This window comes from Klebsiella sp. FDAARGOS_511 (assembly GCF_003812845.1).
In the GTDB taxonomy this organism is placed as follows: domain Bacteria; phylum Pseudomonadota; class Gammaproteobacteria; order Enterobacterales; family Enterobacteriaceae; genus Klebsiella; species Klebsiella grimontii.
The window spans coordinates 177862-197955 of record NZ_CP033824.1; the positions used below are offsets into that span (position 1 = coordinate 177862).

The window sequence follows — 20094 nt, forward strand, 5'->3', positions numbered from 1 at the left end:
GAGTTCGATTTATTGCGCTTTCTCTGCGACATGATTGTGAATAGAGTGTCAACAAGCACCAGGGCAACGGCCCGTCAATCACATTAAAAAAGGAAACACCCATGAGCAAAGTATTAGTTCTGAAATCCAGTATTCTGGCAGGGTACTCGCAATCTGGTCAGCTGTCCGACTATTTTGTTGAACAATGGCGTGAAAAGCACGCGCAAGACGTTATCACCGTGCGCGACCTGGCTGCAAACCCCATTCCGGTTCTGGACGGCGAACTGGTTGGCGCTCTGCGTCCGAGCGATGCGCCGCTGACGCCGCGTCAGCAGGAAGCGCTGGCGCTTTCCGACGAACTGATCGCTGAACTGCAGGCGAATGATGTGATTGTTATCGCGGCGCCGATGTACAACTTCAACATCCCTACCCAGCTGAAAAACTACTTCGACCTGGTAGCACGCGCTGGCGTGACCTTCCGCTACACCGAGAAAGGGCCGGAAGGTCTGGTGAAAGGTAAACGCGCTGTCGTCGTCACCAGCCGCGGCGGTATCCATAAAGATACCCCGACGGACCTGGTAACGCCGTACCTGTCTACCTTCCTTGGCTTTATCGGCATCACCGACGTGAACTTCGTGTTCGCTGAAGGCATCGCCTACGGCCCGGAAGTTGCAGCGAAAGCGCAGACCGATGCGAAAGCCGCTATCGACAGCGTTGTTGCCGCATAAGAATTGACTCCTCCCGCCCCGGCGGGAGGAGAGTTTCACTTTTTCTCGTAGCGCAAATACCCCACCACGCCACCGCCGCCATCTTTTGGATGATTCACGCCGTCGTTGACCTCCACGCAGGGAAAATCAAAAGGCGACACGCCGTCTATGCAGGCCACATTCACGCCATATTGCTGCGGGTTTGAACGCCGTTGATGAAAAGTGTAGATCCCACACACGGAGCAGAAAAAGTGCACGGCTTGACCGGTATTAAAACGATATTCCGTGAGCTTATCCCGTCCGCGTATAACATCTATTCCTGAAAGCGGCGCGGAGACCGCGACCGCCCCACGCATCCGGCAATATGAACAGTTACAGCGGCGAACGGTGTTGAAGCCATCGCTAAGCTCAACGGTAAAGGCCACCGCGCCGCAGTGGCACTGAGCGGATAATTTCTCTGCCATGATTTACCCCCTCAGGATGATGATTTCGGCCGCAAATTCTCATCAAACGCCAGCCGCTTTCTGTCCGGCTCTGCTTCTTTGAGCGGTTCCACCTGATGCAGCGTCTGTTTGCAGCGCTCCACCAGCATCTGATACTCCCGCGTCCCCTGCTTCTTCCAGGCCAGCTCCCGTTCGCTTAATGTACGAATGGCTTTTGCCGGACTGCCGACAATCAGATGGTTAGCGGGCATTTCGGCGTTGGCTTTCACAAAGGCCGAAGCGCCGACAATGCTGTTTTCCCCAATGCTGGCCCCATCAATAATCACCGCGCTCATGCCCACCAGCGCGTTGCGCCCGATGGTGCAGCCGTGCAGAATCGCGCCGTGGCCGATATGCCCCTCTTCTTCCACGACCGTATCCTGGCCGGGAAAGCCGTGCATCACGCAGTTATCCTGAATGTTGGCGCCATCTTTCACCACGATACGGCCAAAATCGCCGCGCAGGCTGGCGTTAGGCCCGACGTAGACCCCTTTACCGAGGATCACGTCGCCAATTAGCACCGCGGTGGGATGAACGTAGCTCTCGTCCGGTACCACCGGCGTCATACCGTCAATTTGATAAATGGGCATAGCCTCTCCTTATACGCCTGTGAGTCCGCCAAAGCGCTGGAAATAGAGCGGTCCCGGCGCGGGAAGATCCCCCACCGAGCTTTCGCCCTTCTCGCTGACAAACGCCAGCGCGCCGGGCGCAACGCGTTGATAAATATTGATGCACAGCTGGCGCGCGGTTTGTCCGGCCCAGTGCGCGGGGAGCAGCTCTTCAGGCAGCAGCGGATCTTTCAGCACCACCCGGCGATAGAAGTGAATCAGCAGCAGCTGAATCTGGAAACTGCGTTCGGGCGTCAGCTCCGCGGGCTCGCAGTCGCGAAGCAGCGGCAGCAGCGGTCGAAACAGGGCGATAAACGTTTCATACATTGCGTTCTGGTCGGTAAGATGCCAGCACTCTTCAACGCGAGCGCGCAGCGCCGCCCGAGAGAGCGCCAGCGGGGAATGCGCTTCGAAACAGATAACGTTTTCCGCCACGCCCGCTTCATGCAGCAGAGACTGTACGTCCGCCAGCTTTTGTGATGGCGAAGCCAGCAGGCTCGGCGCAAGCGCGCCAAATCCCTGCCATAGCAGCTGTTTTTTGACTTCCGCCAGGGTGCTTTTTTCCAGCCCTTCCGACAGCAGCAGCAGCCAGGTCCCATCCCACTCCGGCGCGCTGGCGCGATAGATTTTATGCTCCGCCCGGCGGGTCAAACGCAGGCCTTTGTCGCTGAGGCGGTAGAAGCTGCGGCGGCCAATGCGCACCACATCGAGCCACTCTTCTTTATTCAGGCGGAACAGCGCGGTACGCACGAATCGTTCGCCGAATCCAAGCCCTTCCAGCAGCGCCGCCACGCTGCCGAGCCAGACCTCTCCGCCGCGCTGGAGCAAGGCGTCGCCATATAAAGAAGCAATAAGCGAGGTCCCGCTGATGGGCATCGCGGCGACGGCCTGCTGAATAAAGGTGTCGAGTTTACTCATCTGATTCATTCTGTTGTGATTTTTGTCCTTTTTGAATCATAGCACAGGAAATCGCGAGGCGGTGCTGCGCACCTGGCCGGGCTACCGGCCCGCAGACGACCATGGATACATCAACCCCGGCACACTCCCCGGGTCGCGGCGTAAACGCCATACCCGGGCTGCCACTGTCCGGGCTACGGGAGTTGTGTCGTCGGGTAGCCCGGACAGGCGCAATGCGCCGCCTCCGGGAGAAGGTGTTATCCGTTAGCGGCCGCCTTGCGCAAATCGAACACGCGGCAGGCCTTGCCCTCAGAGCGCGGGATGCTGCCGCAGTTAACAATGCTGATATCGGTCGAAATCCCCACCATCGACTTGATCCGGTGGCGCAGCTGATGACAAATCTGACAACGTTGTTCGTGGTTCAGCGCCAGACCGCTCTCTTTTAACTCCACGCGCACCGAAAGTGAATCAAGATGGCCCCGGCGGTTAACCTCCAGCTGATAGTGCGGCGCCAGATGTTCGAACTTGAGGATCTCCTCCTCCAGCTGCGACGGGAAGACATTCACGCCGCGGATAATCAGCATATCGTCACTGCGCCCGCTGATGCGATCCATCCGGCGCATAGTGCGGGCAGTCCCTGGCAGCAGACGGGTCAGGTCGCGGGTACGGTAGCGGATCACCGGCAGCGCTTCTTTGGTCAGGGTGGTGAACAGCAGCTCGCCATGTTCGCCGTCCGCCAGCGGCGTGCCGTTGTCCGGATTCACCACTTCAGGGTAGAAGTGATCTTCCCAGATCGTCGGACCGTCGGCGGTTTCCAGGCACTCCATCGCTACCCCGGGCCCCATCACCTCCGACAGGCCGTAAATATCCAGCGCCGAAATCCCCAGACGACGCTCGATTTCCGTACGCATCGCGCGGGTCCACGGCTCCGCGCCGAACACTCCCACCCGCAGTGAGCAGCCGCTGGCGTCGCCGCCCATCTGACGCTCCAGCTCTTCAATCAGATTCAGGCAGTAGGACGGCGTCACCATAATCATATCCGGCTTAAAATCGCGGATTAGCTGGGCCTGCTTTTCGGTCTGCCCGCCGGACATCGGTATCACCGTCGCGCCTAAACGCTCCGCGCCGTAGTGGGCGCCTAGCCCGCCGGTAAACAGACCATAGCCGTAGGCGACATGAATTTTGTCTTTTGCCGTCCCGCCCGCCGCGCGCAGGGAGCGGGCGACAATATTGGCCCAGTTATCAATATCGTTTTGCGTATAACCCACCACCGTCGGCTTGCCGGTGGTGCCCGAAGACGCGTGGATGCGCACCACCTGCTCCATCGGCACCGCAAAGGTATCAAACGGATAGTTGTCGCGCAGATCCTGCTTGGTGGTGCAGGGAAACTTGCTCAGATCGCTCAACTCATGAAAATCGTCCGGATGAACGCCCGCCGCGTCGAATTTGCGGCGATACATCGGCACATTGTCATAGGCGTGCTTCAGGGTCCACTTCAGACGCTGGGTTTGCAGGGCCTGCAGCTCGTCGCGCGATGCGCTTTCAATCGGGTCTAATTGCGTTATCGTTGTCATTTTGTAGGGTACTCGCAGGTAGATTCGCTCACACTCGCTCAAGGATCATGGCAATGCCCTGACCCACGCCAATACACATCGTACACAGCGCATAGCGCCCATTGCGGCGCTGTAGCTCCAGGCTGGCGCTCAATGCCAGCCGGGCTCCGCTCATCCCCAACGGGTGGCCTAAGGCGATGGCGCCGCCGTTGGGGTTAACATGCGGGGCGTCATCCGCCAGCCCCAGCTGTCTGAGCACGCCCAGCGCCTGGGCGGCGAAGGCCTCATTCAGCTCAATCAGATCCATATCGTTTATGTTCAGCCCGGCGCGCTCCAGCACTTTACGTACCGCCGGTACCGGTCCGAGCCCCATCAACTTCGGCTCGACGCCCGCCGTCGCCATCGCCACAATTCGTGCCCGCGGCGTCAGCCCCTGGGCGGTGGCCTGCCGCGAGCTGGCGATAATCAGCGCCGCGGCGCCGTCGTTGACGCCAGAGGCGTTTCCCGCGGTCACTACGCCGCCCTGGCGGAACGGCGTTTTTAGCCGCGAAAGCTGTTCAAGGGTGGTGTCCGCCCGCGGATGCTCGTCGTCACGCACGACGTTTACCGCCCCTTTCCGGTCGATAATCGGTACCGGCACGATCTCCTGCGCCAGAATGCCGTCGCGCTGGGCCTGGGCCGTACGCTGCTGGCTGCGGTACGCAAAAGCGTCCTGATCGGCGCGGCTGATATTTAACAATTCAGCTACATTCTCCGCCGTTTCCGGCATGCTGTCAGTGCCAAATCGCTGCTGCATGAGCGGGTTCACAAAACGCCAGCCGATAGTGGTATCAAACAGCTCGGCCTGGCGCTGATACGGGGCGCTGGCTTTGCCCATCACAAACGGCGCGCGCGACATCGACTCGACGCCGCCGGCGATCATCAGATCCGCCTCTCCGGCTTTGATCGCTCGGGCGGCGAAGCCGATAGCGTCGAGACCGGAGCCGCACAGGCGGTTAATAGTCGTGCCGGGTACGGTGTGCGGATAGCCCGCCAGCAGCGTCGCCATATGAGCCACATTGCGGTTATCTTCGCCGGCCTGGTTGGCGCAGCCGAGAATCACATCGTCAATCGATGCCGGGTCAAATTTCGGGTTACGGTTCAGCAGCTCGCGCAACGGGATAGCGGCCAGGTCGTCAGCGCGCACGCTGGCCAGCGCCCCGCCGTAGCGGCCAATCGGCGTGCGGATCCCGTCACAAATAAAGGCGTCGCGCATCAGACTTCTCCTGTGATTGTGCCGCCGATGCGGTGCGATTTACCGCGAAACAGGGCGACCACTTTTTGCTGTTGGTTAACGATTTCAATGTCATAGACCCCGGTCAGTTTGCCCTGATGCTTAACTCTCGCCGTCGCGGTCAGCAGCTCGCCGACAAAGGCTGGACGAAGAAAATCGATGCTCGCCGCTGAGGCGACCGCCGCCAGCCCCTGACTGTTGCAGGCGTAGGCAAAAGCGGTATCGGCGAGCGAAAACAGCTGTCCGCCGTGGCAGGAGTGGTGGCCGTTGAGCATGTTCGGGGTGACCGCCATGGTCATCTGCGCGTAGCCCTGGTCCATCTCGATAATTTCAATTCCCAGCGCTTTCGCACAGTTATCGTTCTCATACATCGCGCGGGCGTTGCGCCAGGCTTCATTGCTCATGATGTCTCTCCATCAGCGCCTTCTGACGCAGCAAGGAACAGGGGCGATAGCGCTCTTCGCCGTAATGCCGCTGCAGGTTTTCCAGCAGCCGCAGTACCCGGCCCCAGCCAAGTGATTCTCCCCACGCCAGCGGGCCGCGCGGGTAGTTGACGCCCAGACGCATGGCGGTATCGATATCCTCCGCGCCGGCGACGCCCTTCTGCAACGCGTCCAGCGCTTCGTTAACCAGCATCGCCACCGTCCGCCATACCAGCAGGCCGGGATAGTCGGCGATCCGCAGCACCTTTTTGCCCTGCTGCTGAAAATAGAAAGTTGCTTTATCGATCGCCGCCTGAGAGGTGGTTTCCGCGCTGGCCAGCACCACCGTATCGCCTGCGCTATGGTCGTAGACCACCACCGGACGGCCGTGCTTAAGGCTTAACGCCAGGGCGGTTTCACCGGTTGTTTCCAGCAGCAGCACCTCATCCAGCTCGGTGACAACGTCACGTTTTATGTGCTTTGCTGCGCGTTCTGCTGATACGGCGGCCAGCGCCAGGTCAGGCAGTGCGTCAGCAGGCCAGCAGTAGACCCCCTGCCCGCTTTTTTTGCCCAGCCGTCCGGCCAGCGCCAGCTCCTGCTGCAGCAGCGACGGCAGATAGCGACGGTCCTGCCAGAAGGCGTTAAATACCGAACAGGTCACCGCAAAGTTGACGTCCTGGCCAATCAGGTCGGTCAGCGCCAGCGGCCCCATGGGGAAACCACCGCCGTCGCGCAGGGCGGCGTCAATCACCTCCGGCGCGGCGACCTGCTCCTCCAGCGCCCGCCACGCTTCGGCATAAAACGGCCGCGCTACGCGGTTGACGATAAAACCGGGCGTTGAGCGGCAGCGAACCGGCTGTTTTCCCCAGTGGCTGACCCGCTGGCAGAGCTGTTCGACGACTTCCGCCGAGGTAGCCAGACCGCTGACCACTTCCACCAGCTTCATTACCGGGGCCGGGTTAAAGAAGTGCAGCCCGGCGACTCGCTCCGGGTGTTGTATCCCCGCGGCGATGGCGGTGATCGAAATCGATGACGTGTTGCTGACCAGCAGCGTCGACGGGGAGCAGATCGCCGCCAGTTGTTCGAACAATGCCTTTTTGACCTCCAGACGCTCGGAGGCCGCTTCGATAACCAGTTGCGCGCAGGCCAGAGCGCTCAGCGTCTCCGCCGGGGCCAGACGCGACAGCAGCACCCCGGCCTGTTCCGCGGCCAGCTTGCCGCGGCTGACGCGGGAGGCCAGCCGCTGGCGAATCCCGTCGATGGCGCGAACCACCGCCCCAGGAGCGATGTCGTAAATCAGTACCGGATGCCCTGCGGCGGCGGCCACTTCGGCAATGCCGGCGCCCATGGTGCCGCTGCCTATCACCGCGACGGTAGGTAACGTTGTGCTCATCGGCTATTTCCCGCTGAATTGAGGTGGACGCTTGGCCAGAAAAGCGCTGACGCCTTCGCGATAGTCTGCGCTGCGCCCGGCCAGACGCTGATAGTCGCGCTCAAGCTCAAGCTGCTGGTCCAGGGTCTGCGTTTCCGCCAGCCGCAGGGCTTTCTTAATCAGCCCGAGGCCATAGGTCGGCTGGGCGGCCAGATGACGCGCCAGCGCCAGGCCGGTGTCTTTCAGATCGGCGTCGTCCACCACCTGCCAGATCATCCCCCACTGCGCCGCCTGCTCTGCGCTCAGGCTATCGCCCAGCAGCGCTAACCCCATTGCGCGCGCGCGTCCCGACACCCGCGGCAGAAACCAGCTGCCGCCGCAGTCAGGTACCAGGCCGAGTTTGCTGAAGGCCATGACGAACTTCGCCGAACGCGCCGCCAGAACGATATCGCAGCCCAGCGCCAGCGTGGCTCCCGCGCCCGCCGCGACGCCGTTTACCGCGCAAATGACCGGTTTCGGCAGCGCCGCCAGACGGCGTACCAGCGGGTTATAGAAACGCTCGACCGATAGGCCGAGATCCGGTGCAGGACCGCTGGGGTCAACGTTGCGGTCATTTAAATCCTGTCCGGCGCAAAAGCCGCGCCCGGCGCCGGTCAGCAGTAAACTGCGCACGCTGTCGTCACGCTCGGCCTGTTTCAGGCACGCCGCCAGCTGCTGATGCATCAGGTCGTTAAAACTGTTCAGACGGTCCGGGCGATTAAGGGTAATCGTCATCACGCCCTGTTCCACTTCGCTGAGAATGAAAGCTTCCACGATTAGCGTCCTTTAAATTCCGCAGTACGTTTATGTAAAAAGGCGTCGATGCCTTCACGGCGATCTTCGGTCGCGCTCAGCAATGTAAACAGCTGGCGCTCCTGCTGAAGCCCGGCCTGCAGGCTCACCTCCTGCGACAGCCGCAAAGCCTGCTTAGCCGCGCGCAGCGCCAGCGGCGAGTGGCGAGCAACGGTTGCCGCCAGGCCAAGCGCATATTCATCGGTGAGCGCTGGCGGATAAACCTCGCATACCAGCCCCGCCCGTTGCGCCTGATGAGCATCAATGCTTTCGCCGCTCAAGACCATCCGGCTGGCCAGCGCCTTACCGACGGTGCGGATCAGACGCTGGGTGCCGCCCGCGCCCGGCATAATGCCGAGGGTGATTTCCGGCAGGCCGAAGCGGGCGTTATCGCCGGCAACAATCAGATCGCCCAGCAGCGCCAGCTCGCATCCGGCGCCGAGGGCATAGCCGTTAACCGAAGCAATCAGCGGTTTGCTGAAGGCGTCGATACGCGCCCACAGCCGCGGGCGAATATCATCGAGCGTGGCGGACAGATCTTTTTCCGCCATTTCGTTCAGGTCAGCGCCTGCGGCGAAAAAATGTGGGTTGCCGCTGATGACGCAGACGCCAACCGTCGGATCCAGCGCCGCCGCGTCGAGCGCGTCGGCGATCTGCGTCAGCAGCGCGTTATTCAGCGCGTTGCGCGCCTGCGGACGATTGAGCGTCAGCTGCAGTACGCGCGCGTGGCGAGCAATCAACAGTTCACTCATGCCATCCCCCGCGCGTCGAAGTCGACGATCACGTCGCCGCTGGTGGGAAGCGCCTGGCAGCTCAGCACGTAGCCTGCCGCCACTTCGTCGGCTTCAAGGCTGTAGTTAGCGGCCATCGCCACCTCGCCGCGCAGCACTTTGCATTTACAGGTGGCGCACACGCCGCCCTTACAGGCAAACGGCAGGTCCGCCCCCTGGCGTAGCGCGGCGTCAAGAATGCTGTCGTCCTCAGCGCTCAGGGCAATGATGCGGTCGCGGCCATCCTGACGAATCGTGACCGAGCGGCCCTCCGCCTGTACGCCAGCAGCCCGCCTGGCGCTGCTGCCCGGCGTATTGAAACGTTCCAGATGGATGGCTTTCTCCGGGACGCCCAGCTCGCGCAGGGTCATTTCCGCTTCATCCATCATCGCCGCCGGGCCGCAAATAAAAGCATGGTCAAAGCGGCTGAAGTCCAGCAGATGGTCGGCCAGTTCGCGCAGCTTGTCGCCATTGATGCGCCCCTGCAGCAGATCGCTGTCCATCGACTCTTGGCTGAACAGGTGCACCACCTGCAAACGCTGCGGATAGCGGTCTTTCAGGTCGGCCAGCGCCTGACGGAACATCATGCTGTGGCTGCTGCGGTTACCGTAAATCAGCGTGAAGCGGCTGTCGGTTTCGCTGGCGAGGGTGGCATCGATAATCGCCATCATCGGCGTAATCCCGGAGCCGGCGGCAATCGCCAGGTAGTCGGCCCGACGCCCGGCCTGCGGCTGGTAACCAAAGTGACCCTGCGGCACCATCACCTCCAGCGCCATCCCCGGTTGAATGTCGCTTTGGGCATAGCGCGAGAAGCGCCCGCCGTCGATAGCCTTCACCGCCACGCTGATTTCACCCGGCGCGCGGCTGCGGCAAATGGAGTAGCAGCGCCTAAGCTCTTCGCCGCCGAGGCGGGCTCTCAGCGTCAGATGCTGGCCCGGACGAAAGGCATAGGCGTCGCGCAGCGCGTCGGGTATGGCAAAGGTGATGGTGACCGCGTCGCGGGTTTCCGGTTCCACTTTCGCCACGGTAAGCGAATGAAATGTCGTCATCGCAACCTCAAATACATTTAAAGTAATCAAAGGGTTCCCGGCAGCTGTCGCAGCGATACAGCGCTTTGCAGGCCGTGGAACCGAATTCGCTAATTAGCGAGGTGTGTCGGCTAGCGCAGCGCGGGCAGATCACCTCGTCCGGCATATGGGCATGGCAGGCATGAGCCTGCGGCGGACTGATGCCGTACAGGCGCAGACGTTCCCGGGCCTCCGGCCCCATCCAGTCGGTAGTCCACGGCGGGTCCAGCTGCAGCACGATATGCACCGGCGCGTAGCCGTTTGCCGTCATCGCCGCGCGGATTTCTCCCAGCAGATGTTCGGTGGCCGGGCAGCCGGAATAGGTTGGCGTGAAGCCAATCACCCAGCCATCGCCTCGGCGTTCCACGCTGCGCACCATACCGAGGTCGGTAATCGTCAGCACCGGAACTTCCGGGTCAGGAATGGCGCTTAATACGTCCCAGACGGCGTGGATCTCCGGGGGAGCGATATCTACCAGACGTTGCATAATCCCCTCCTGCTACCAACGCTGACCGGGATAGGCGCGCTGTAAATACTGCATCTCCGCCAGCAGCGGCCCGAGATGCTCGCTGTGCAGCCCCTGCTTGCCGCCGTGGCGAAACGGCGCTTCCTCGGGGATCGACAAACCGGCATCGCTTAGCGCGGCGCGGACCGTCGCCTGCCATTCAGCCTGTAACTCGCGCGGGTCGACGGCGATGCCCTGCATGCTCAGCTCAATCTCCAGCGCATCGGCCTGGAATAGCTCGCCGGTAAAGCGCCACAGGTTATCGACCGCGTCCTGCGTTCTCTGCGCGGAAAGCGCCGTGCCGTTGCCCAGGCGTTCCAGCCAGCCGCGGCTAAAGCGCTGGTGATAACGCACCTCTTTCAGCGCCTTGGCGGCGATGGCGGCGAGCTGCGTATCGCGACTGCTGACCAGGCGGCCATAGAGCGCCACGTGCCAGACATCGATAAAAAACTGGCGAGCAATGGTGTCGGCAAAGTTGCCGTTTGGCTGCTCCGCCAACAGCAGATTGCAAAACTGGCGTTCGTCGCGGCCAAAGGCCAGAGTGTCTTCATCGCCGCTGCCGGCCAGGTCGGCGGCGTAGCTAAGAAAATTGCGCGCCTGCCCCAGCAGGTCGAGGCCGATATTGGCCAACGCCAGATCGATCTCCAGCTCCGGCGCGTGGCCGCACCACTCGCCAAGACGCTGAGCCAGCACCAGGCCGGTATCGCCGAGGCGCAGAGCATAAGCGGCAACGGGGTTGTCGTTGTTCATCGCCGCCTCACATATGTTCCATGCCATCGGGCACGGTGTAGAAGGTCGGATGGCGGTAGATTTTGCTCTCCGCCGGATCAAAAAATTCTTCACGCGCTTCGGGCTGCGAGGCGATAATTTCGCGGGCCTTCACCACCCAGATTGAGCAGCCTTCGCTGCGGCGGGTGTAGGCATCGCGGGCGTTTTCCAGCGCCATCCGGTCGTCGGCGGCGTGCAGGCTGCCGACGTGGCGGTGCGACAACCCCTGCTTGCTGCGAACGAACACTTCATATAACGGCCAGTCGTTTTTGCTCATCTTCCTTCTCCTTACGCGGCATCGCGGGCCCGTTGTTTTTGCGCGTGCGCCAGCGCGGCTTCCCGCACCCACGCGCCCTCTTCCCATGCCTTGCGTTTAGCGGCCAGGCGTTCGTGGTTGCAGATCCCGCGCCCGGCAATCGTCTCGTTAAATTCCTGCCAGTCGATGGCGCCAAAGCGGTAGTGGCCGGTGAACTCATCCAGCTGCAGATCCGGGTCCGGCACGGTCATGCCGAGGATCTCCACCTGCGGAATGGTGTTATCAACAAAGCGCTGGCGCAGTTCGTCATTCGAGTGGAGCTTGATTTTCCACGCCATACTGCGGGCGCTGTTTGGCGAGTTATCGTCGTTCGGCCCGAACATCATCAGCGCCGGCCACCAGAAACGGTTGATGGCGTCCTGCAGCATCTGCCGCTGCGCGTCGCTGCCCTGCGCCAGCGCCATGCAGGCTTCAAATCCCTGGCGCTGGTGAAAGCTCTCCTCTTTGCAGATCTTGACCATTGCCCGGGCGTAGGGTCCGTAGGAGGTCCGGCACAGCGCCACCTGATTGACGATGGCTGCGCCGTCCACCAGCCAGCCGATCACGCCGATATCCGCCCAGCTCAGGGTCGGGTAGTTGAAAATGGAGGAGTACTTCATCTTGCCGTCGAGCATTTTCTGATACAGGTCTTCGCGGGCGCAGCCGAGGGTTTCCGCCGCACTGTAGAGGTACAGGCCATGCCCGGCTTCATCCTGCACTTTCGCCAGCAGAATCGCTTTGCGCCTAAGGGTCGGCGCGCGAGCGATCCAGTTGCCTTCCGGCAGCATGCCGACAATTTCCGAGTGCGCGTGCTGGCCTATCTGGCGGATCAGCGTTTTGCGGTAGGCTTCCGGCATCCAGTCCTGCGGTTCAATGGCCGTCTCCTGCGCAATGCGCTGGTCAAAGCGTTGTTCTTCTGTCACGTCATCACCTTTATGATTCCAATAAATTCGATTTAAATTAATTTTCGAATCACTTTGTTTTATAAAAGTTACATTCGGGTTAAATAAAACCACAAATTTTGTTTATGTTTTTTGTGACAGTTACCGCAAAAGCTTTTGTAAAAACCATTATTAACAATTAATTAAGCCAGCCTCACCGAAAGACGGCGATCGCATTGTTAATAAATTATTAAATTCGAACTTGATTTTTATGATTCACCAAAGAACTATTTATAGATATTTCATGTAACATATCTGGAGATAAACCATGCAGCAGTTAGCCAGCTACTTGTCCGGCACGTGGCAGACCGGCCGGGGCCACGCACGCACCATCCATCACGCCATCAGCGGTGAAGCGCTATGGGAAGTCACCAGTGCGGGTCTGGATATGGCACAGGCGCGACGCTTCGCGATCGAGCGCGGCGGCAAGGCGCTGGGGGCGATGAGCTTTATTGAGCGCAGCGCGATGCTGAAGGCGCTCGCCAGATATTTGCTGGAGCAGAAGGCGGAGCTGTACGCGATCTCCGCCGAAACCGGCGCCACACGCGCCGATAGCTGGGTAGATATCGAAGGGGGCATTGGCACCCTTTTCACCTACGCCGGTCTCGGCAGCCGCGAGCTGCCGGACGATACCCTGTGGCCGGAAGATGAGCTGATCCCGCTGTCAAAACAGGGAGGCTTCGCCGCCCGCCACGTCCTGACCTCGAAGTCCGGCGTGGCGGTGCATATCAACGCGTTTAACTTTCCCTGCTGGGGGATGCTGGAAAAGCTGGCGCCCACCTGGCTTGCCGGGATGCCCGCCATCATCAAACCGGCTACCGCCACCGCGCAGTTGACGCAGGCGATGGTCAAAATGATTATCGACAGCGGACTGGTGCCGGAAGGCGCAATCAGCCTGATCTGTGGCGGCGCGGGCGATCTGCTCGACCATCTCGATGGCCAGGATGTCGTCACCTTTACCGGATCGGCCCATACCGGACAGCAGTTGCGGGTGCACCCCAACCTGGTCGCGAAGTCCATTCCCTTCACCATGGAAGCGGATTCGCTGAACTGTTGCGTACTCGGTGACGATGTCACGCCGGAGCAGCCGGAGTTCGCGCTATTTATTCGCGAAGTGGTACGAGAGATGACGGCAAAAGCCGGGCAAAAGTGCACCGCCATCCGCCGGATTATCGTGCCACAGGCGCAGGTGAAAGCGGTGAGCGACGCGCTTATTGCACGCCTGCAAAACGTGGTGGTTGGCGACCCGGCGCAGGAAGGCGTGAAGATGGGGGCGCTGGTGAACAACGAACAGCGTCAGGACGTGCAGGATAACGTCAATCGTCTGGTGGCCGCCGGATGCGACGTGCTGCTAGGCGGCCAGGCCGATCTCAGCGCCGCCGGGGCCTTCTTCCCGCCAACGCTGCTGTACTGCCCGCAGCCGGACGAAACCCCGGCGGTTCACGCTATTGAAGCGTTTGGTCCCGTCGCCACCCTGATACCGTATCAGACCGTTGAGCACGCCATGACCCTGGCGCGGGCCGGCGAAGGTAGCCTGGCCGGAACGCTGGTGACCGCTAGCGGCGAACTGGCGCGGACGTTTATTCTCGGCGCCGCCCGCGCCCACGGACGTATTCAGATACTGAACGAAGCCTCTTCTGCAGAATCGACCGGCCACGGCTCCCCGCTGCCGCAGCTGGTTCACGGCGGCCCGGGGCGCGCCGGCGGCGGCGAAGAGCTGGGCGGTCTGCGGGCGGTGAAGCACTATATGCAGCGCACCGCGATTCAGGGCAGCCCGACGATGCTCGCCGCTATCGGTCAGCAGTGGGTACGCGGCGCGCAGGTGGTGGAAGACCGCATTCACCCGTTCCGTAAATATTTTGAGGAGATCCAGCCGGGCGACAGCCTGCTGACGCCTCGCCGCACCCTGACCGAGGCGGATATCGTCAACTTCGCCTGCCTGAGCGGCGATCACTTTTACGCTCATATGGATAAGATTGCCGCCGCGGAGTCGATTTTTGGCGAGCGGGTGGTGCACGGCTATTTCCTGATTTCCGCCGCTGCCGGGCTGTTTGTTGACGCCGGAGTCGGTCCGGTGATCGCCAACTACGGGATGGAAAATCTGCGCTTTATCGAGCCGGTGAAGCCGGGCGATACCATCCAGGTACGCCTGACCTGCAAACGCAAAACGGTGAAACACCAGCGCAGCGCGGAGGAGAAAGCGACCGGCGTCGTCGAGTGGGCGGTAGAGATTTTTAACCAGCACCAGCAGGCGGTCGCGCTCTATTCCATTCTGACCCTGGTCGCCCGCCAGCGGGGAGATTTTGCCGGGTAAATATTGGAAATTCGCGCATTTTTGTCGCCCGGCAGGGCTTCGCCATATTCATGCCTCTGCGGAGGCATTTTTTGTAACTGGCAAAACTGACAAACAACCTGGCAAAAGCAGGCAAACGCCTGGGAGCAGAGCGCTGTTAGGTTAACGATACACAAGCCGACATTCGCAGCGGCACAGCACAACACAACAATAAGGTGAGGTCTCAATGGCGATTCTTTCTCCCCGCAAAACGGCTCTGGCGTTAGCTGTCGCTCTGTTCTGCGCCTGGCAAAGCCCGGCGTTCGCCCACGGCGGCGAAGCCGATATGGTCCCGATGGACAAAACCCTGCAGGATTTTGGCGCGGACGTTCAGTGGGATGACTACGCGCAGATGTTTACCCTGATTAAAGACGGCGCTTACGTAAAGGTAAAACCGGGGGCGAAAACGGCCATCGTCAATGGTAAAACCCTGGAGCTGCAGGTGCCGGTAGTGATGAAAGACGGCAAAGCGTGGGTTTCTGACACCTTTATCAACGACGTGTTTCAGTCCGGTCTTGACCAGACCTTCCAGGTGGAAAAACGCCCTCACCCGCTGAACTCGTTGTCAGCGGCGGAAATCAGCGCAGCGGTCGCCATTGTTAAAGCCGCGGTGGATTTCAAGCCCAATACCCGATTCACCGAGATCTCCCTGCGCGAGCCGGATAAAAAAGCGGTGTGGGATTTTGCCCTCAACGGCACGCCGGTCAACGCCCCGCGCGCCGCCGACGTGATCATGCTCGACGGCAAGCACGTTATTGAGGCGGTGGTGGATTTACAGAATAAAAAGGTCCTTTCATGGACGCCGATTAAAGACGCCCACGGCATGGTGCTGCTGGATGATTTCGCCAGCGTGCAGAACATCATCAACGCCAGCAGCGAATTTGCCGAAGTGTTGAAAAAACACGGCATCGACGACCCGAGCAAGGTGATTACCACCCCGCTGACCGTCGGCTACTTCGACGGTAAAGATGGCCTCAAGCAGGACGCGCGGCTGCTGAAAGTGGTCAGCTATCTCGACGTCGGCGACGGCAACTACTGGGCGCACCCGATTGAAAATCTGGTGGCGGTGGTCGACCTCGAGCAGAAGAAGATCATCAAAATCGAAGAGGGTCCGACGATCCCGGTGCCGATGGCGGCCCGCCCCTATGACGGCCGAGACCGCGTTGCGCCTACGGTGAAACCGCTGGAGATCATTGAGCCAGAGGGCAAAAACTACACCATCACCGGCGATATGATTCACTGGCGGAACTGGGATTTCCATCTGCGGATGAACTCCCGCGTCGGGCCGATTTTGTCTACCGTGACCTGGAACGATAACGGTAAAAAACGCCAGGTGATGTATGAAGGTTCGCTGGGTGGGATGATCGTCCCCTACGGCGACCCGGACGTGGGCTGGTATTTTAAAGCCTATCTGGATTCCGGCGACTACGGCATGGGCACCCTGACCTCGCCTATCGTCCGCGGTAAAGATGCGCCGTCCAACGCGGTCCTGCTGGATGAAACTATCGCCGACTATACCGGCACGCCAACCACCATCCCACGCGCGATCGCCATCTTCGAACGTTACGCCGGGCCGGAGTATAAGCATCAGGAGATGGGCAAGCCGAACGTCAGTACCGAACGCCGCGAGCTGGTGGTGCGCTGGATCAGCACCGTCGGCAACTACGACTACATCTTTGACTGGGTATTTCACGAAAACGGCACCATCGGCATTGATGCCGGGGCCACCGGCATCGAAGCGGTCAAAGGCGTACAGGCGAAGACCATGCACGACCCGAGCGCCAAAGAAGATACCCGCTACGGCACGCTGATCGACCATAATATTGTCGGCACCACTCACCAGCATATCTACAACTTCCGCCTCGATCTTGACGTCGACGGCGAGAACAACACGCTGGTGGCCATGGACCCGGAAGTGAAGCCGAACACCGCCGGCGGCCCGCGTACCAGCACTATGCAGATCAATCAGTACACCCTTGATAGCGAGCAGAAAGCGGCGCAGAAATTTGACCCGGGCACCATTCGTCTGCTGAGCAATACCACCAAAGAAAACCGGATGGGTAACCCGGTGTCGTATCAGATTATCCCCTACGCGGGCGGCACACATCCGGTCGCCACCGGAGCGAAATTCGCCCCAGATGAGTGGATTTACCATCGTCTGAGCTTTATGGATAAACAGCTGTGGGTCACCCGCTATCATCCCACCGAGCGCTTCCCGGAAGGTAAGTACCCTAACCGTTCGATTCACGACACCGGCCTCGGCCAGTACGTGAAAGATGACGAGTCGCTGGACAACCATGATGACGTGGTATGGATCACCACCGGTACCACCCACGTGGCCCGGGCTGAGGAGTGGCCGATTATGCCGACCGAGTGGGCGCATGCGCTGCTGAAGCCGTGGAACTTCTTTGACGAGACGCCGACGCTGGGCGAGAAGAAACAATAAGCACGTCACGGCCTCAGCGATGGGGCCGTTTTTACTTATCCGCGGTCAATGCACATGTCCCGGGCAGCAGGACCGGTATACCCTGTTTTTCAACTTCTTTTGCCATATATTCATCGCTGACGCTCCGGTTCGCGGCGTTCCCGCTCATCCTCGGTTACGTAGCGCGTTAAGTAGCGCCTGCGTTGCGCTGGAAGACGTTCCGGATGACGAACAAACCAGCCGAAACTCACGGTGTATGGCAGGCGTCACTGGCACCACGCACAGATTGCGCAACGCCTCTGGCAGAGCTGATTCAGGTACAAGGGCGACGCCCATCCCTTCCGCGACCAGCTTACAGGCGCTAATCCAGTCGCGCACCGTCACGCGTATATCAGCAAGTTGCAGACCCGCCTTTTCCATCAGGCTTTTGCCATTAACGGCGCATCCGCCTGTCGCCAGAATAAAGGGCTGGTCTGCCAGCGCCTTTAGCGTTATGCCAGACGTCCTGGCATGGTGTGCCAGCCGATGAGTGGCTGGCAGTACCGCTACCCATGCATCCTGCCCTAATACAACGTCTGCACGGCCGGGGTCGGGATTCATGACCACCCCCAGCTCAACGGTATCTGCGGCCAGCCACTCCTCAACCTCCTCGTCAGAGCCTTCCAGGATGACGACATCAATACCCGGATGCAGGCGCTTAAAGTCCCGCAGCAGACCGGGCAACAAGGTGGACGTCACGGATGGAAAGCTGGCCAGGCGAATGCGCCCGCGATTTAAACCCCGGCTCTCATCGGCCAGTACGCGGATAGCATTCAGCTGCGAAAGCATGTTTCTTGCGTGTTCAACAACCTGCCCACCCAGCGCGGTCACACCGATATATCGTCGCTCACGTATAAATACCGGAAATCCCAGTGAAGCTTCTAGTTGGGCGATTGCCTGGCTGGCGCCGGACTGAGTCATTCCTATCTCCTCTGCGGCGCGCGAGATGTTGCCGGCATCCGCCACGGCCACCAGTAAGCGCCAATGTAAAAGATTCATCATGATTGTCAGTAGCTCAGCTAATAGTTAGTTTCTTTATCATTAATTTTACAGCGCAACCCGCCTCAAATACAGTGAGTTCAGGATGTTCCCCGACCGCTTTTCCCCTTTAACGGAGACAAAATGAAACTCTATTACGCCCCGGATACCTGTTCGTTATCACCGCACATCGTGCTGCGCGAACTGCAACTTGAGTTTGAACTGGTTAGAGTCAACAACAGAAGCAAGATCACCGCTGATGGTCGTGACTTCCGAACGATTAACCCTAAAGGCTATGTCGCGGCCCTTGAACTCGATGATAGTCAGATACTCACTGAGGGGCCGGCCATCGTACAGTACCTCGCCGATCTAAAACCAGAGCACGACCTGGCGCCCCGCGCTGACAGCTGGGCTCGGGTGCGTCTGCAGGAATGGCTTAACTTTATCACCAGTGAGATACACGCTGGCTCGGCACCGTTGTTCAACCCCGCGCTGCCCGAAGAGGTCAGAGCGATTTTTCGTGAGAAGCTGTTCCGACAGTTCGATTACCTTCAGGCGACTCTCAACGAAAAAACCTATCTGACTGGCCCATCCTTCAGCGTGGCTGATGCCTACCTTTTCACTGTGCTGGGCTGGTGTAGATTCTTCTCAATCTCACTGGAGCGCTGGCCTGTGCTATTGGCGTACAGGGAAATGATCAATGCCCGTCCTGCGGTACAGGCCGCATTACTGGCCGAGGCATCGCTTTAAGGTTGGTATGGGGATTACGGTTCAGGCATTACTGCGTAAAAACGTAACGCCTTATAAACAGGGCATTCACCAAAGAGGACGACAAGTATTCTGATTGTTAGAATGACGACGGCGGGCGAGAAAAAGCGGTAATGCGGCTCAGACGCTGAGCGGCGTTAAAACCGGGTTCGAATTTGTCGCCGTTGTTCTGTTTATCCGGGGGAATGCGCCTGCCGCTCTTTCATGTTCAATCGGGTGCAACACCTCAGGAATATATTTTACCCTCACAGCCTTAACGCTATAACTAATGGGCGTTGGTGGAGTTTGGTAGACAGCTTTGCGCCAGAAGCGGGCCGTCAGCAAGCCGAAGCAGGATATTTCGGAAGCTCTTATGGACAAATGAAATGTATAATCACATGTAAACTCAGGCGGGATTTTAACATTAAAGCAGTATCTTTCCCTGGAGAACACAGATGTTTACTCATATGCGTATTGCTAAACCCGTCGCCAATCTCGAAAGATCATTTCTGATGTACAGCAAGGGGTTAGGTCTGCATAAAATTGCTGAATTCAACGATCATGACGGTTTCAATGGAATAATGCTAGGGAGGGGAGACTTAGACTGGCACATAGAATTCACTTTTTGCCGAAGCCATCCCGTACAACCTTTACACACAGAAGAAGATTTACTCGTTCTTTATTACTCTGAAGAAAAAGAATGGGGAATTGCCTGTGAAAGAATGATCGGTGCTGGCTTTAGAATGACCACGTCATTCAATCCTTACTGGGATGTGATCGGAAGGACATTTGTTGACTTCGATGGATATAGGGTGGTTATACAAAACAAGGCGTGGGTATTGCCCCAATAAATATGGCAATGCTGCCACCGTCCTGCCGTAAGATAAACATTCGTTTCTCGCTCAAAGCTGACCTCACGGCGCTTCAGGCGGTCCGCTTCGTGCCAGGAGCGGACGTAATGGAATTGGCATCGCGTTATATCGTTCTGGGATAAAAAGCAAAATCCAATAATAAATAACTCAATGATTGAACGGAAATTGCCCAGCAGAGATATTATCATGCTCATTATGTACAGCTGTTCTATAGTTCATGAAGACCTCCGC

Annotated in this window: 20 protein-coding genes; 5 read left to right on the forward strand and 15 right to left on the reverse strand. The window is 59.4% G+C overall.

Translation table 11 applies throughout. The features are described from left to right. The first annotated feature begins 101 nt into the window (after positions 1-101). Complete coding sequence (gene azoR / locus EGY08_RS01805; protein WP_004120936.1) at positions 102-707, forward strand: FMN-dependent NADH-azoreductase; 606 nt, start codon at positions 102-104, stop codon at positions 705-707. Between the two features lie 35 nt (positions 708-742). On the opposite strand, the gene EGY08_RS01810 is transcribed toward azoR, so the two are convergent. The 14 genes from EGY08_RS01810 to paaA form a co-directional block, all read right to left on the reverse strand. Further along, positions 743-1153: a GFA family protein gene (locus EGY08_RS01810; protein WP_029669679.1), complete on the reverse strand. Its 411-nt coding sequence runs from the start codon at positions 1151-1153 to the stop codon at positions 743-745. Positions 1154-1161: 8 nt separating this feature from the next. Beyond that, positions 1162-1758, reverse strand: a complete 597-nt coding sequence (gene paaY, locus EGY08_RS01815) for a phenylacetic acid degradation protein PaaY (RefSeq protein ID WP_004120943.1) — start codon at positions 1756-1758, stop codon at positions 1162-1164. Between the two features lie 9 nt (positions 1759-1767). Continuing rightward, entirely contained in the window at positions 1768-2694 is a 927-nt protein-coding gene (gene paaX / locus EGY08_RS01820; RefSeq protein WP_177447568.1) for a phenylacetic acid degradation operon negative regulatory protein PaaX, read from the reverse strand. 236 nt (positions 2695-2930) lie between these two features. Continuing rightward, complete coding sequence (paaK, locus tag EGY08_RS01825) at positions 2931-4247, reverse strand: phenylacetate--CoA ligase PaaK (RefSeq protein ID WP_004120947.1); 1317 nt, start codon at positions 4245-4247, stop codon at positions 2931-2933. A gap of 28 nt (positions 4248-4275) precedes the next feature. Beyond that, positions 4276-5481 carry a 3-oxoadipyl-CoA thiolase gene (gene pcaF / locus EGY08_RS01830; protein WP_112165183.1) on the reverse strand — a complete coding sequence of 402 codons (1206 nt, stop codon included), beginning with the start codon at positions 5479-5481 and terminating at the stop codon, positions 4276-4278. Next, complete coding sequence (paaI, locus tag EGY08_RS01835; RefSeq protein ID WP_004120952.1) at positions 5481-5903, reverse strand: hydroxyphenylacetyl-CoA thioesterase PaaI; 423 nt, start codon at positions 5901-5903, stop codon at positions 5481-5483. The genes pcaF and paaI overlap by 1 nt, the downstream gene beginning before the upstream one ends. Beyond that, positions 5893-7314, reverse strand: a complete 1422-nt coding sequence (locus EGY08_RS01840) for a 3-hydroxyacyl-CoA dehydrogenase (protein ID WP_123828118.1) — start codon at positions 7312-7314, stop codon at positions 5893-5895. The genes paaI and EGY08_RS01840 overlap by 11 nt, the downstream gene beginning before the upstream one ends. Positions 7315-7317: 3 nt before the next feature. Next, positions 7318-8106, reverse strand: coding sequence for a 2-(1,2-epoxy-1,2-dihydrophenyl)acetyl-CoA isomerase PaaG (gene paaG / locus EGY08_RS01845; RefSeq protein WP_123828119.1), 789 nt, complete (start codon positions 8104-8106; stop codon positions 7318-7320). 2 nt (positions 8107-8108) lie between these two features. Beyond that, complete coding sequence (gene paaF, locus EGY08_RS01850; RefSeq protein WP_049115392.1) at positions 8109-8876, reverse strand: 2,3-dehydroadipyl-CoA hydratase PaaF; 768 nt, start codon at positions 8874-8876, stop codon at positions 8109-8111. Then, positions 8873-9943 (reverse strand): 1,2-phenylacetyl-CoA epoxidase subunit PaaE, encoded by a 1071-nt coding sequence (gene paaE / locus EGY08_RS01855; RefSeq protein ID WP_004120966.1) that lies wholly within the window; start codon positions 9941-9943, stop codon positions 8873-8875. Before paaE ends, paaF begins: the two co-directional genes overlap by 4 nt. 7 nt (positions 9944-9950) lie before the next feature. Further along, complete coding sequence (paaD, locus tag EGY08_RS01860; protein ID WP_049115389.1) at positions 9951-10448, reverse strand: 1,2-phenylacetyl-CoA epoxidase subunit PaaD; 498 nt, start codon at positions 10446-10448, stop codon at positions 9951-9953. 12 nt (positions 10449-10460) lie between these two features. Beyond that, complete coding sequence (paaC, locus tag EGY08_RS01865) at positions 10461-11216, reverse strand: 1,2-phenylacetyl-CoA epoxidase subunit PaaC (RefSeq protein ID WP_087829489.1); 756 nt, start codon at positions 11214-11216, stop codon at positions 10461-10463. A gap of 7 nt (positions 11217-11223) precedes the next feature. Beyond that, a complete protein-coding gene (gene paaB, locus EGY08_RS01870) occupies positions 11224-11511 on the reverse strand; it encodes a 1,2-phenylacetyl-CoA epoxidase subunit PaaB (protein WP_004120976.1) in 288 nt (95 codons plus the stop codon). An 11-nt stretch (positions 11512-11522) separates the two neighbouring features. Beyond that, on the reverse strand, positions 11523-12452 hold the full coding sequence (gene paaA / locus EGY08_RS01875) for a 1,2-phenylacetyl-CoA epoxidase subunit PaaA (protein ID WP_049115385.1): 930 nt from the start codon (positions 12450-12452) through the stop codon (positions 11523-11525). 286 nt (positions 12453-12738) lie between these two features. Here paaA and paaZ point away from each other — a divergent pair, with 286 nt between their 5' ends. Next, positions 12739-14784 (forward strand): phenylacetic acid degradation bifunctional protein PaaZ, encoded by a 2046-nt coding sequence (gene paaZ, locus EGY08_RS01880; RefSeq protein WP_087829491.1) that lies wholly within the window; start codon positions 12739-12741, stop codon positions 14782-14784. Positions 14785-14989: 205 nt separating this feature from the next. Further along, a complete protein-coding gene (gene tynA / locus EGY08_RS01885) occupies positions 14990-17248 on the forward strand; it encodes a primary-amine oxidase (protein ID WP_049115381.1) in 2259 nt (752 codons plus the stop codon). A 144-nt stretch (positions 17249-17392) separates the two neighbouring features. On the opposite strand, the gene EGY08_RS01890 is transcribed toward tynA, so the two are convergent. After that, positions 17393-18268, reverse strand: a complete 876-nt coding sequence (locus tag EGY08_RS01890) for a LysR family transcriptional regulator (protein ID WP_004120983.1) — start codon at positions 18266-18268, stop codon at positions 17393-17395. 120 nt (positions 18269-18388) lie between these two features. On the opposite strand from EGY08_RS01890, the gene gstA reads away from it, so the two are divergent. Together gstA and EGY08_RS01900 are read left to right on the forward strand one after the other, a co-directional pair. Then, positions 18389-18994 (forward strand): glutathione transferase GstA, encoded by a 606-nt coding sequence (gene gstA, locus EGY08_RS01895; protein ID WP_123828120.1) that lies wholly within the window; start codon positions 18389-18391, stop codon positions 18992-18994. Positions 18995-19446: 452 nt separating this feature from the next. Further along, a complete protein-coding gene (locus tag EGY08_RS01900; RefSeq protein WP_087829498.1) occupies positions 19447-19842 on the forward strand; it encodes a prolyl endopeptidase in 396 nt (131 codons plus the stop codon). The last annotated feature ends 252 nt before the right edge of the window (positions 19843-20094 follow it).